Here is a 13,195-nt window from a genome sequence, read left to right on the forward strand (position 1 = left end):
CGACGGCGAAGGGAGCAATCAGAAGCGCCACACCGATCACCAGTGCGATTCCAATGAAAATCGCGATCGGAACGTAGGAACCGAGAAGTTCAGTCATTGTTATCCGTCCCTGCCTGCGGGAGGGCGCATGGGAGAGCGCCAAAACAACAAATCTCGCAGGCCGAAAAATATGTTGCAACGCCGGAGTGGTTAGCGCAGCCCGCGCCCGCGCGCAAGCCTTCAAGGGGCATTTAAACCGGTTCACGGCGCAGGATCAAATGGACGGTGGCGACAAAGCGCCGATTTGCGGGCCGGCACGGACTTTACGGTAAAACCGAGCCGCCCGGGACAGATTGCCGCAGCGCACAATGCGATCCGGCGGATCGCAACAAATCAGGAAGGGAGGTAAGTAGAAATGGCGCGAGTGACGGGGCTCGAACCCGCGACCTCCGGCGTGACAGGCCGGCACTCTAACCGACTGAGCTACACCCGCGCATGATGACCGCGAACGATCATTTTTACCACCATCGGCCTCCATTGAGAACGCCTCAGGCAGTACCAGATCAAGAGTGGCGCGAGTGACGGGGCTCGAACCCGCGACCTCCGGCGTGACAGGCCGGCACTCTAACCGACTGAGCTACACCCGCATCATCTTGACTTGGTTGAGGCGTTTCCGCCCCGCATCGAGCAGCAGCGCCGTTCGATGAGCGGCTAACTAAGCGGTTCGGATTGGGGTGTCAAGCGTGTTTGAAGACAAATCCGTGACGGAATGAAAAATGATCCACAGGCCAGGAAAAACGAGCGGACTGAGAACGGAGCAATGCCGCCTTTGTCTCAATCCACATTCCCTTATGTGATCGGCGCCTCTGTTTTCCACCCACATGCACATCCCGAATCTGGATCTCGCCGCCCCCCTCCCCGCTCGTCGAACGCTGACGTCCAAGCCGCTCTTTTTGTCCACAGCCGCAAATCCCCGAAATCCGGGGCACGACACACCGGCCCACAAAAAAAATCATAAAAACGATACAAATGCTCTTGCGGTTTTTTTCGGTTACGCCTAGATCACGGCCACCGACGCGGCGGACTTAACCGGTCCGAACGCGGAAGGGCGATTAGCTCAGTTGGTAGAGCGCCTCGTTTACACCGAGGATGTCGGCGGTTCGAGTCCGTCATCGCCCACCATTTTCCTCCTCTTTCTAACTTATCGTTCGAACAGCGGTTTTCTTCGCCGGGACCAGGATGCGTTCGCGCGGACACACAACGACTGCCGTTTACCTCAGTGGCGTTCAGCTCCGCAGGCTACCGATCCCGCACGGAACCACGCCCGTGCGGCTGACTTGGTGATTCTGCCTTACAGATCGGCGCGATGGTTCTGCGCTGCGATGCCCTACCCGCCGCGGTACTGCTCGTCGCTCACCTGCTCCAGCCAGTCCGCGGCCTTGCCGTCGAGCGCCTCCTGGATAGCCAGATGCACCATGGCCGTCTCCGGCGCGGCGCCGTGCCAGTGTTTTTCGCCGGGCGAAAACCAGATGACGTCGCCCGTGCTAATCTCCCGGATCGGGCCGCCCCAGCTTTGCGCCAGGCCGCGTCCGGCAGTCACGATCAATGTCTGGCCGAGCGGATGGGTGTGCCAGGCAGTGCGCGCGCCCGGCTCGAACGTGACGCTGACGGCGCGAACCCGCGCCGGGTCGGCAGCCTCGATCACCGGATCCTGCCTGACCGTCCCGGTGAAATACTCCGCCGGCGCCCGCATCGAGGGGCGCGATCCACTGGGTATGATGTCCATCTCTTTGTCCTCCCGGTTTCCATTGCAGTGATTCGGCCCGGCGGGCAGGACGCGGCAACAGGCATGCGCGCCTTCCCACTCACGGCCCGCGGCCATCATAACCTGTGGATGGTCACCGTGGGGCAGGCCGTGCGGGCAATGTCGCACAGATGTTCGTGATGGGTGAGGTAGATCACCTGACCGACGCGCGCCATGTCCGCCATCTGTTCGAACGCACGGGCCGCACGTCCGTCGTCGAAGGTTTCCATGATGTCGTCGGCGATGAAGGGCAGCGATTCGCGCGCCGCCGCGATCTCGTGGTAGCCGGCGATTCTCAGCGCCAGATAGAGTTGGAAGCGCGTGCCTTTCGAGAGATCCCGGGCAAGCTTCGATCCGCCGGCGGCGGAATTGGCGATCAGCAATTCCTGGCCCTTGTCGGACTGGGCCGACAGACCGGAATATTCGCCACCGCTGACGCGGCTGAAGGTTTCCGATGCGCGGCGCATCATGGCGCTGCGATGGCGTTCGCGGAAGAGGCGCAGTGCCGTCTCCGTGGCGATGACGCCGGCCCTCAGCCGCAGATAGGCAAGCGCTCTGCTTTCGATGTCGAGCAACAGCGTTCGCCGCTGCTGCTCGAGTTCGGCAACCGAGTCGCCGCCTTCGACGGCGGCGAGCGCTCTTTCCTTGCCGCGCATGTCCGTGTGCGCCTCGCTGACGTCGCGGTCACAATCATCAAGCGCCGCGTCAAGCCGGGCCAGTTCAAGCCGCGCCGAGGTGTCGTCGAGCACGCTGAGCAAGTGCTCGGCCTCTTCGACCGTCACCACGCCGAGACGGGAGGCAAGGTCCGCCTCAGTATCAGCAATGCGCTGGCGCAAACGCTGCTGCTCACGAGCGGCTTCGAAATGCTGCAAGGCCGCGTCGAGCGTCTCGCAATCGAAGAACTCAAGGACCATGCGCCTGCGCACCGCCAGCAGGTCGCGCTCGGCACGCACCTTCTGCAATTCCTCTTCCAGTCGCGCGGTCTCCGAAAGGAGGCCTTCCCGTCGATCTGCCACTCTCTGCGCCGCATCGACACGCGCCTTCAACGACGCAAAAATTACAAGCGGCTGATCGTCTGGCGAAGGCCCGGAGAGCTCGGCGATGGCACGTTGAAACGACGCCTGGTCCCGGCGCATGCCCGCGATGCGATAATCGAGGTCCGATTTCCTCTGCGACAGCTTGTCGAGCTCCTGCAGGATTGCCAGAGTCGGACCGACCTCTTCCGGCAACAGCGGTGTATCGCGCCCGCCGAACGGGCGGTGCGTGTGCAGTTCATGCCACTGCTCACGCCAATCCGCCAACTCGCCCTCGGCAACGGCAAGGGCCCGGCTGCGCCCCTCAAGCACCGTTGACGCCCGCTTGGCCACGTCATGCACCACGCTGCGCGCTGCGGCCATCGCCTGGGCTCTCGACAGCGCCTGTTCGGCGACGATCAGAAGACCATCCAGCCGTTGTGGCAATGCGTCCACGACGCCGACGGCTGCGAGTTCAGCCAGCAACGCCTGGACGATCTCTTTCTCCTCGGCGCATGCCTGCTCGAACTCAAGACGAGCGACGCGCAGTTGCGCACGCAGATCAAGAGCAGCAGAACGAACGGACAGCCAGGCTTCCAGCTGCGGCAAGGACATATCCTCGGGGAGCCCGCACGCGGTGACCGCCATCGCGAGGTCCTGTGCCTGCCTTTCGGCGTCATCCCGCAGGTGCTTTTGCTGGTCCCGAAGCGACCCGAGGCGCGCGCGCCGCTCGGTGAGCGAAAGCGACAGGCCCTGGATGTCAGCAAACCGCACAGCCTCGACGAGGCGAAGCGCGGTCGCGTCATCGTCCGCACCCAGCAGACTTTCGAACGCGGCGGCCGTCGCCTCGCTCAACGCGCTCCTGTGTCGCTGCCATGCGTCGTCCCGCTGCTGTCGCAGCGTCCGCCACGAAATGTCATCCAGGGCACCGACGGCCGCCGATAGGCCGATCAGTCGCGCTTCGTCGACGGCCAGCAGTTCCTGCTCGTCCGCCACCCGGTCGACAAGGCGCAGCCGCCGTTCCTCCCGTGCCGCCGTCGACAAGCTCCAGCTTTCAAGCGTGCCCGCCACCGGAACCCCAAGTGCGAAAAGATCGTCGGCATCGCCCGAAAACGGCCTCAACAGAATGTGCTTGTCGGCGAGATCCGCCTCCAGCCGAGCCATCGACTGCGATGCCGCCTGCTGACGTTGCAGGCAATTGCTGCGCCGCCAAAGCGGCAGCCGCTCGGCGAGCATCGACGGATCCCCAACGCAGGCCTCGCCCTGAAGCTCGGCCAGGTCGCGCTCAGCCGCGCAGACGGCCTCTTCAGCATCTGAGGCCTCCTGGCGGGCCGACGCGACGCGCTCAACCAGGGCCGAATGCCGGCGAGCCAGTTCCTGCAGCTGCGCGCTTGCGCCTGCCGGCAGCAGCAACTCTGCTGGGTCGCGGTCCGGCGCCTCTCCAAGCCGAAGCAGGCAGGCGCTGATTTCGACTGTGACTTTCACCAACTCTTCGACGCGCGCGGGCATGTCACGCGCAGCGGTCACGTAGCGCGCCTCAAGTGCCGCTCCCTGGATCGCCGCGAGACGTTCCGACAGGCACCGTGCCGCCTTGTCCTCCTGCAATGCCTCCAGCGCGTCGCAACGGTGCTGCAATTCGTTTGCCAGTTGGTGAAGCCTGACGTCGATCTCCGCCTCCTTGCGTCGAAGCGTCGGAAGTTCGTCCGCCCATTCGGCGGGCGGTGATGGCAGCGCGGGAGCGCTCACCAGGTCGGCGCGAAACCCGCGCAGTCTGGCATGATAAGGCAGGGCGTCGATCTCGGCCTTCAGGCGATCGCGGTCATTCCTCGTTTCGGCGCGACGCGTCACCGCCGCCTCGTGGCGCTCGCGCGCCTGGGTCAGCGTCCGGCGAAGGACGGCATACTCGCGCGCATTGATATCAAGTGCGTTTCGCCTGGACCTGAGCCCGTCGAGCTCGGCCTTGAGTTCGGCAAGCTGGTGCTTGCGCGCCTGCGGCCGGTAAAAGGCATCGGCCTGGCCGCGCAGGGCGGCAAGGATTGCCGCGCTGTCCGGCAGACCCGAGCTTGCGGAAAACAACAGCGATCCGAGCTCGCCTTCGCTCTTCAGGATCGCCTCGCCGCCCTTTTCGATGCTGTCGTCGTCGAGCGAGAACATCATCTGGTAGGTGTCGCGGTCGATCGCCCCAAGCATGCCGGAAAAGAGGTTGTCGGGCAGCGACTGGTCGTCGGCGCCAAGGAGCGAGTTCGTTTTTCGCTTGACCCGGAACGCGCTGTAACTCCGGCCCGCCGCTTCGATCGTGCCGCCGACCCGCATCGTCGGGTATGGGTGCAGGAAGCCGTAGGGGCTCGAATGTTCAATGCCGAACAACAGGTCGAGGAAACCGGAAAACAGGGTCGATTTGCCGGCTTCGTTGGGGCCGTAGACGATGTGCAGGTCGGGCGTGCCGGCCGCCTGTTCACCGAAATCGAGGCGACGACCGGTGAACTTGCCGTAGCGTACAAGATCAAGCGCGCGCAGCCGCATCAGGAAAGGTCCTCGCCGGCGCCACCGTGGAGATGGGCAAGCACCTCGGGGCCGCCCGACGCACCGATCTCATAGGCCAGCCGTTCGACCGCATCCTCGTCTGGAGCCAATGCCTGCCGCAAGTCGGGTGGAAGCTGCTGAAGCAGATCGTCGACGGCTGCGCGAACCTCCTGGCGAAAACCGTGGGCCGGCAGAACGTCGGCCTCGACGAGGGCTGCTAACTCCTCCACCGGATCGACCGCAAGACCTGCATTTTCCGCCCGCGGGGCGCGACAGGTGATCTCGACCTTTTCGATCCAGCAGCCGGCGATGCCTGACGCGATGTTTTCGATTTCCGCCCGCAGCAGGTCCGTATCGCGGCGAAGGCGCCAGGCGAGCGGCGTCGCGCCGGTCAGCGTCAGGCGTACAATGACGTTGTCCGAGGCGACATCGGCACAGATCCGCAAGAGCGCGTGGCGGACCGCATCCAGCATGTCGCGCCACTCGGATAGATCGCTGATGTCCACAAGCGTGCGTTCGAAGCTGGCGATAGCGATCGGCCGGTCGGCAAGGCCAAGCCGCCCGTCGTCGTCAACGGTCACAAGCGTCACGCCCTTCACGCCTGCCTCGTTGACGTCGCGGCCCTGCGGCATGCCCGCCATCACGACGAATGGCGCCGTGGCATAGACCTGGCGCTGGTGGATGTGTCCGAGCGCCCAGTAATCAAAGCCATGCGCCACGAGATCGGCGACGCTACAGGGCGCGTAAGGATCGTGCCCGGACGCGCCGGCAAGACTGGTGTGCAGCATGCCGATATTCACCGCGCCCGGGACCGGGGCCTGGAAGGCAGGAAGCAGGCTTTCCGGAGCATGCGTATTCTCGAAACTGACGCCATGCAGATAGACGTCACGACCGCTTGCCAAGGTCTTGGCAAGAACTGCCTTTGCCTTGCCTTTGAAGACATGCGCCGAGGCCGGCAGGGTCAGTTCCTTGGTGACCGTCGACTGAGCATCATGGTTGCCGCGAATGAGGAACACGCGCACGCCCGCGTCATGCAACCGGCGTAGTTCCTGGGCGAGAAACAGGGCGGTGTTCATCGACGTCTGGCTGCCGTCGTAAAGATCGCCGGCAATCAAAAGCGCGTCGACCTTTTCGGCAAGGCAAAGATCGACGATCTTGACGAGGGCGCGCCGCGACGCGCCGCGCACGATTTCGGCGAGTTCGGCGTTTCTAAGGGCAAGGCTGCGAAGGGGCGAGTCGAGATGCAGGTCTGCGGTGTGGACGAAGCGGAAAGGCATGGCCGACCATGACCCGGCGGACACGGGCCCGTCAATCGGCGGCAACCGGTCATCCACGCATGAGATCGAGCCGGCATCGCAAGCATATTTCAGACGACACAAGTAAAGGCGGAACTAATACAAACGAAGCCGCGCCAAGATCAAAAAACCGATACGCCGAAAAGCCGCCCAAGTACCTGCAAATATCAGATTATACTCACTTTAATCGATTAGGGCTTTTGTAACATCTTGATGGCTAGGTTTGCCCCGGCCGCGTTTCAAGGCGCAGCCAGGCACCGGAATGATTCCTGCTTCGGCATCCGCTCCGTCATGACGATCAAGAGCCGGAATGACTTAATTCAAGTACAGTTTTACGGACGGCCGTCCTTCCGGGGGTACCATGTCACGGCTCAAGATTTCCCATACGCTCATTGCCCTTTTCCTCGTGGTGGCCGTTATCGTTTCGGCGCTTGCCGTTGCCTCGCTCGGCGGCATCAAGATGATGAACGACCGCAACAACGAGATCGCCACCACCTGGCTGCCACGCGTCTCGCTGTCGCGTGCACTCGAAACGCAGCTTTCCGATACGCGCATGGCCTTTGCCCGCCACCTGATCTCGTTGACGCCGTTTGAAAAGAAGGCTGCGGAGAAGGTCATCGGCCAGACCGTCGAAGGCTTCAACACGCTCGCAGACGAATACGCAGTACTGATGGTCACGGATGCCGACAAGGCAGCCCTCGACAAGGTGCGCACGTCCTATCAGGCGTACCTCTCCGTCTCCGACGGCATGGTGAAACTCTCGAACAACCTCGAAAACATGAAGGCGCAGAGCGTGTTCAAGGTCGAGATGCGCGAGACCGAAGGCAAGGTCGACGAAGCGATCAAGGAAATGCGCGCACTCAACGTCGCGGGCGCGGATGCCGCCGTGGCAGCGAGCTCGGCGACCCATGACCAGATCCGCATGATCGAGATCGGCGTGATCTCGCTTGCCGGCATCATCGTGCTGGGCGCCATCGTCTACGCCGTGCACGGCATTGCCCGGCCTATCCAGGTCATCACCCGCTCGATGGCGCGCCTTGCAGAGGGTGACACCGACAGCGGCATCCCCTTTGGTGGCCGCAAGGACGAAATCGGCGAGATGGCCCGTGCCGTCGAAGTTTTCCGTCAGGCGGCGATCAGCAATCTGCACCTGGAAGCCGATGCCCAGGCGCAACGCGCCAAGGCCGAAGCCGAACGCGTCCGGGTCACCGAGGAAGCCGAAGCCGCCGCCCAGCGCCGCCTGCAGGAAGCGACGGCCGGTCTTGCAATCGGCCTGCGTCGTCTCGCCTCCGGCGATCTCGCCTTCCAGCTCAACGAACCGTTTGCGCCCGATTTCGAACAGCTCCGCCACGACCTGAACCAGGCCGTCGCCCAGCTGGCTGATACGCTTACGGCCGTATCGGCTGCTTCCGGCAGCATCGACAGCGGCGCTCGCGAGGTCAGCCAGAGTGCAGACGATCTGTCGCGACGCACCGAACAGCAGGCTGCCTCACTGGAAGAAACCGCAGCAGCACTCGACCAGATCACCGTCAATGTCGGCAACTCGTCGAAGCGCACCGACGAGGCCCGTGCGGTCGCCGGTCAGGCCAACGAAAGCGCACGCAAGTCCGGCGCGATCGTTTCGGGCGCCGTCGACGCCATGGGCCGCATCGAGCATTCGTCGAGCCAGATCTCCAACATCATCGGCGTCATCGACGAGATCGCCTTCCAGACCAATCTGCTGGCGCTGAACGCTGGCGTGGAGGCCGCCCGTGCCGGCGATGCCGGCAAGGGCTTCGCCGTCGTCGCCCAGGAAGTGCGCGAGCTTGCCCAGCGCTCGGCCAAGGCGGCCAAGGAGATCAAGGACCTGATCCGCAACTCCACCGTCGAAGTCGAAAGCGGCGTCCGCCTGGTCCGGGAAACCGGCGAGGCGCTGCGCACCATCGAAAGCTTCATCGTCACGATCAACCAGCACATGGACGCAATCGCCGTCTCGGCGCAGGAACAGTCGGCCGGCCTGTCGGAGGTCAACACCGCCGTCAACCAGATGGACCAGGTGACCCAACAGAACGCGGCAATGGTCGAGGAAGCCAATGCGGCAAGCGCGACGCTTGCCCAGGAGGCGGGCCGCCTGCGGGAACTGATTGCCCGCTTCACGCTGGTCGAGGCCACGTACACCCAGACGAGCGGTTCCTCGCGCTGGGCCGCCTGAGGTCTCACACCCTTCGCGCTCAGCGAGAAATTCTTGGGATTGCAAGTGAAACGGCCGCCAGCACTGGCGGCCGTTTCTTTGTCGGCGGCGGACTTACCGTGAAACGGCCGAGGTTTCTGTCGACAAGTGTGACAATTGTAACTATCACTAATGTTACTGCCATTTCACATGGCACCTCATGAAATTCCAGCGACGATCATGAAGAAGACATTCGAAGTATCCGACAGACTGTTCGAGCTTTACCACCGGGTTCACCGGCTGGTGAACGAGTCGATGACCGAAGAAGGCGTGTCGCTGGCGCGCAGCAAGTTTCTCTTCTTCCTGAGCAAGCTCGGCCCCTGTCGCTCGACCGATATCGCCTGTGCGCTGAACTTCGCGCCGCGCACGGTCACCGAAGCGATCGACGGACTGGAACGCGACCGGCTGGTCATGCGCAAGCCCGACCCGGAAGACCGTCGCGCCAAGATCGTCTCGATTACCGAAACGGGCCGCATCGTGCTCGAGGCTGCCGAGCATCCGCGCAAGCAGCTGCTTGAGGAAATCTTCTCGGCGCTCGACGACGAGGAGCTCGACGCGCTCTATGACATCGTCGGAAAGCTGGTCGAGCGGACCGACGATATCCGCAAGCGCAAGGATGAAGAAGAGGCTGCAGAGCAGGTCGCCGTCGCTCGCTAGCAAGCGACGGCTTCAAGCAGAGTTCAAACAGAAAGAGGCCGGGACGTCATGTCCCGGCCTCTTCGTTTTCTCCGGGCGAAAACGCTTACATCGCGTTGATGGCGCCGATGGAGAAGAACAGGGTCTCACCGGAGGAATCGTCGACGCCGTCATTGTCGGTGACGACGTAGCCATTGCCGGCGGCGTCGACGGTGAAGCCTTCCACCTTGTCGACGACATAGCCGTTGAGCGCCTTCAAGTCGGGAACGAGGTCACGCACCTCTTCCTTCTTGACGACCGGCAGCTCGCCGCCGAGCGCGCCCGGCTTCAGTTCGGAGAGCGCGACGCGGTAGATCTTCTTCAGCTTGGCCGCCTGGCCGATCAGGTTGTCGCGCTCGATAACGTAGGCGTAGTCACCGTTGACGGAGATCTCCGACAAGCCGACCCAGCCGTCACCGGCCTTTTCCAGCGGGTAGCGCACGGCGCCCCACTCTTCGCTTTTCGGATTGTAGGACACGAGCTTGACGAAGCCCTTGTCGTCATCCTTCCATTCGCGCTGGACAGCCATCCACAGCGTCTGGTCGTCGCCTTCGCCAACGACCGTGATGCCCTCGAAGCCAAAGCGGGTCTCGCCGCCACGCAGAGCCTCAGGCAGAGCGATTTCCTTCTTGATCTCGCCCTTCTTGTTCACGTGGAAGATGGCGTGGCTGTAGAGCTTGTCGGAATTGCCTTCGGATGCGAGCCAGAAGCCCCCTTCCCCGTCATTGGCGATGCCTTCGATGTCGAGCTTCTGCGCCGGTGCGCCATCGCGGGTGATGGCAAGCGCTTCAGTGATCAGCGCCGGCTTCTGCGTGGCGTCGATGGTGAAGATCGTCGGCTGTGACGCGAAGACCGAATCGTTGACGGCGCGCAGGAACCCTGGCTTGTCGGCGACTGCGGCAAGGCCGGAGAGTGCACCGAAGCCGATCGGCAGGCCGTCCTTTTCGGCGGAGCGGATCTGCGGATACAGGGCCTCGCCCTCGCCGCGCTCGTAGATCATCACGTGCGAACGGGCGCCGCCGTCTTCGCCGAGATCCACCTCGTTGGCGGTGGCAAGCAGGTTGCGATCGGGAATGGCAACCGCACCTTCCGGCGAAATGCCCGACGGCAGCAGCTGCAGCAGTTCGGGCTCTGCACCGGTATCCTTGTAGACGCCGACGATCGATGCGCGCTCGGCAAGCACGAAGAACAGATTGTCGTCGCCGAACTTCGCCGCTTCCAGACCCTCTGGCTCGACGCCCTTGGCCGAGGACCGCTTTTCCGGATAGTGACCGATCGCGGCGACCGCGTGTTCGAAGCTGGCGCCCGCCTCATAGACAACCTTGCCGGTCGTGTCGAAGATCGTGAAGCCACGCGCGCCGCCTTCGTAGTCGCCTTCGTTGGCAACGACGATGCGGTTGTCGTCGAGCCACTTCACGGCGTCAGGCTCGCGCTTGCGACCCGGCTGTTCGTCCTTGAAGGCGATGGCGCCGTTGCGCTTGGTGTCGATGGTCTTGAGGTCGACCGTGCCGGCCGAAAAATGCGTCTTCACCGTTGCGGTCTTGCCGTCGATGATGACGATGTGGTTGTTTTCTTGCAGCGTCAGCGCGATTTCGTCCTTGCCGTTGAAGGAGACGAATTCCGGCTCCGGATCTTCACCGGCGATCTCGGCAAGGCCGGTCAAGGTCACGCGCTTCAGCGAGCCGCAATCGGCAACACCGTCCTTCAGCGACAGGATCACCAGGTCGCCGGCCGGCATCTGCGGGATCTTGCCGTCGTTGACCTCTTCGTCACGCTCGTTCTCGATAGCGATCGCCGCCAGCGTGCGGTCCTTGTTGACGGCAACCGAATCCGGCTGGCCGCCGAGCTCGCAAGTGGCGTCCACCTTCTTCGACGCCAGATCGACGACAGCAAGGATGCCCGACGGCTTGACGAAGCTTTCGCGGGTGTTGACCGCGACGAGCGCCTTGGCGCCGGCGGCGGTGACCGAGGTCGGCTCACCGTCAAAGGCGACAACGCCGGCGGCCTTCGGCGCCTTGGCGTCGGTGATGTCGATCAAGCCGATGCGCTTGCCCGGGCTGTCGGAATACACAAGCGTGTTGCCGTCTTCGCTCGCCGTGATGATCTCGGCGGATGTCGCCGCCTTGCGCGCGTCCCCTTCCGGCAGATTGTCGGCGACCGCGAAGGACGCGACGCGGTTGAAAACGGGTTCGGCTGCGGCCGGGAAAGCGGCAGAAGCGAGAAGGACGGCGGTAAGCGCCGTCATGCGCGATACGATGGTCATGAAATCCCCCATGTGCGAACACTGAAAAACATGGGGGTTCTGCGCGACGGCGATGACAGGCGAATGACAGCCGGCCGGTTTTGCACCATTCAGGTTGTGGCGGCCTGCCGCTCGCGGCGGATCTCGTTGCGCATGATGAAAAGCGATGCGCCAAGGATCAGTGCGGCTCCAAGCCAGAGATATCCTGTCGGCGCATAGCCGAACACCAGCCAGCCGGCAAACACGTTGAGCGGCAGCTTCAAATCGTCGAAGGGCTGGACGTAGGCCGCATCCGCGACCGTATAGGCGAGCGTCAGCAGATACTGGGCAAAAACCGTCAGCACACCCGCAGCCAGGAGCAGCCACAATGCCTGCCCGCTCGGAATTGCGAAGCCCGCCGAGAGCGCAATCGCGCCATTGATCGGCGTCAGCAGCACCAGCAGCCAGATGGTGATCGTTTCCGGGCGCTCGCGGCCGGTGAGGTTCTTGGTGATCAGCGATGACGCCCCCCAAAGCAACGCCGACAGGATCGGCAACAGCGCGGCCCAGGTGAAAGTGTCCGACCAGGGTTCCAGGATGATCATCGCGCCGAGGAAGCCGATGGCGGTCGCAGTCCAGCGGGCCGCGCCGACACCTTCGCCGAGGAACAGCCGTGCGCCGAGGATGATGAAGAATGGTGACGTCATGACCAGGGCGATCGCTTGCCAGATCGGAACGTGCGCGAGGCCGGAGACCCAGGCTCCGACCCCGAAGGCGGCAAGCGCGACGCGCACGACGTGGCGCCAGGGATAGTCCGTGCGCATCGACGACAATCCGACCCGCCACAGGAACGGCAGGGAAAACAGAAAGGCGAAGGCGTATTGCCAGAAGGCTGCGGACGCTGCGGGAAAGCCGAGCGTCATCGTCAGCCACTGGGTGACGACGTTGAGGCCAGCGAAGGCGACACCTGCCAGCACCATGAAGCCGGCGCCGGCCATGGCACGCGAGGAGGAAAAGCCGAGGGAAGTCTGATTCATGTCATGCATCCTGAAACTGGACATACACAAATCAGGACGCATGAGCGCACGGCACAACGCCGGACAACCCTGCCCTTCGTGCCGACGACCATTCTCTTTCATCCGGACTATGACCGTCGGCTCCGGAATTGCACCGGATCTGCTGACCCTTCCCCTGTTTGAAGGAAGGCGCTCGCGGGCTCGAGCCTGCGCCCTTACCGCCGGTGGGGACTTTCACCCCGCCCTGAGAATGGGAGAGCCGTAGAGCAAATGACGCTGAGCTGCAAGGGTCGTCCAAAATGCGAAAGGGTCCGGCTTGCGCCGAACCCCCGAATACCTGGACTGCCGGCCTCGTGTCCGGCCGCCAAGCAAATCTCATCAGCCGTTGACGGCATCCTTCAGGCCCTTGCCGGCCGTGAACTTCGGCACGTTGCGCGCCGGGATGTCAACTTCCGCACCC

Annotated in this window: 7 protein-coding genes, 3 tRNA genes, 2 pseudogenes and 1 riboswitch; of the genes and pseudogenes, 3 read left to right on the forward strand and 9 right to left on the reverse strand. The window is 63.4% G+C overall.

All coding sequences use genetic code 11. From position 1 onward, the window contains the following. The 3 genes and pseudogenes from VGO12_RS25460 to VGO12_RS25470 form a co-directional block, all read right to left on the reverse strand. A pseudogene (locus VGO12_RS25460) lies at positions 1-97 on the reverse strand (NADH-quinone oxidoreductase subunit A); the annotation flags it as partial. Positions 98-395: 298 nt separating this feature from the next. Continuing rightward, a tRNA-Asp gene (locus VGO12_RS25465) sits at positions 396-472 on the reverse strand. Positions 473-549: 77 nt separating this feature from the next. Further along, a tRNA-Asp gene (locus VGO12_RS25470) sits at positions 550-626 on the reverse strand. 459 nt (positions 627-1,085) lie between these two features. On the opposite strand from VGO12_RS25470, the gene VGO12_RS25475 reads away from it, so the two are divergent. Further along, positions 1,086-1,161, forward strand: a tRNA-Val gene (locus VGO12_RS25475). Positions 1,162-1,366: 205 nt separating this feature from the next. Here the strand turns inward: VGO12_RS25475 and VGO12_RS25480 are convergent. The 3 genes from VGO12_RS25480 to VGO12_RS25490 all read right to left on the reverse strand — a co-directional run bounded on the left by VGO12_RS25480 (position 1,367) and on the right by VGO12_RS25490 (position 6,596). Beyond that, complete coding sequence (locus VGO12_RS25480; RefSeq protein WP_327515508.1) at positions 1,367-1,765, reverse strand: (R)-mandelonitrile lyase; 399 nt, start codon at positions 1,763-1,765, stop codon at positions 1,367-1,369. Positions 1,766-1,860: 95 nt separating this feature from the next. Next, positions 1,861-5,319, reverse strand: a complete 3,459-nt coding sequence (locus VGO12_RS25485; RefSeq protein ID WP_327515509.1) for an AAA family ATPase — start codon at positions 5,317-5,319, stop codon at positions 1,861-1,863. Next, entirely contained in the window at positions 5,319-6,596 is a 1,278-nt protein-coding gene (locus VGO12_RS25490; protein ID WP_327515510.1) for an exonuclease SbcCD subunit D, read from the reverse strand. The genes VGO12_RS25485 and VGO12_RS25490 overlap by 1 nt, the downstream gene beginning before the upstream one ends. Positions 6,597-6,975: 379 nt before the next feature. Between VGO12_RS25490 and VGO12_RS25495 the strand changes: the two genes are divergently transcribed. Then, the gene (locus tag VGO12_RS25495) at positions 6,976-8,805 is read left to right on the forward strand and encodes a HAMP domain-containing methyl-accepting chemotaxis protein (protein ID WP_327515511.1); all 1,830 of its coding nucleotides are present in this window, start codon (positions 6,976-6,978) and stop codon (positions 8,803-8,805) included. A gap of 198 nt (positions 8,806-9,003) precedes the next feature. Beyond that, complete coding sequence (locus VGO12_RS25500; RefSeq protein WP_327515512.1) at positions 9,004-9,480, forward strand: MarR family transcriptional regulator; 477 nt, start codon at positions 9,004-9,006, stop codon at positions 9,478-9,480. A gap of 85 nt (positions 9,481-9,565) precedes the next feature. Here the strand turns inward: VGO12_RS25500 and VGO12_RS25505 are convergent, their stop codons facing one another. The 3 genes and pseudogenes from VGO12_RS25505 to hupB form a co-directional block, all read right to left on the reverse strand. Next, positions 9,566-11,773 (reverse strand): esterase-like activity of phytase family protein, encoded by a 2,208-nt coding sequence (locus VGO12_RS25505; RefSeq protein ID WP_327515513.1) that lies wholly within the window; start codon positions 11,771-11,773, stop codon positions 9,566-9,568. A 77-nt stretch (positions 11,774-11,850) separates the two neighbouring features. Beyond that, complete coding sequence (locus VGO12_RS25510) at positions 11,851-12,765, reverse strand: DMT family transporter (RefSeq protein WP_327515514.1); 915 nt, start codon at positions 12,763-12,765, stop codon at positions 11,851-11,853. A 77-nt stretch (positions 12,766-12,842) separates the two neighbouring features. Continuing rightward, a riboswitch (FMN riboswitch) is annotated at positions 12,843-12,991 on the reverse strand. 122 nt (positions 12,992-13,113) lie between these two features. Beyond that, a pseudogene (hupB, locus tag VGO12_RS25515) lies at positions 13,114-13,195 on the reverse strand (DNA-binding protein HupB); the annotation flags it as partial.

This window comes from Ensifer sp. (genome assembly GCF_035999135.1).
In the GTDB taxonomy this organism is placed as follows: Bacteria; Pseudomonadota; Alphaproteobacteria; order Rhizobiales; family Rhizobiaceae; genus Ensifer.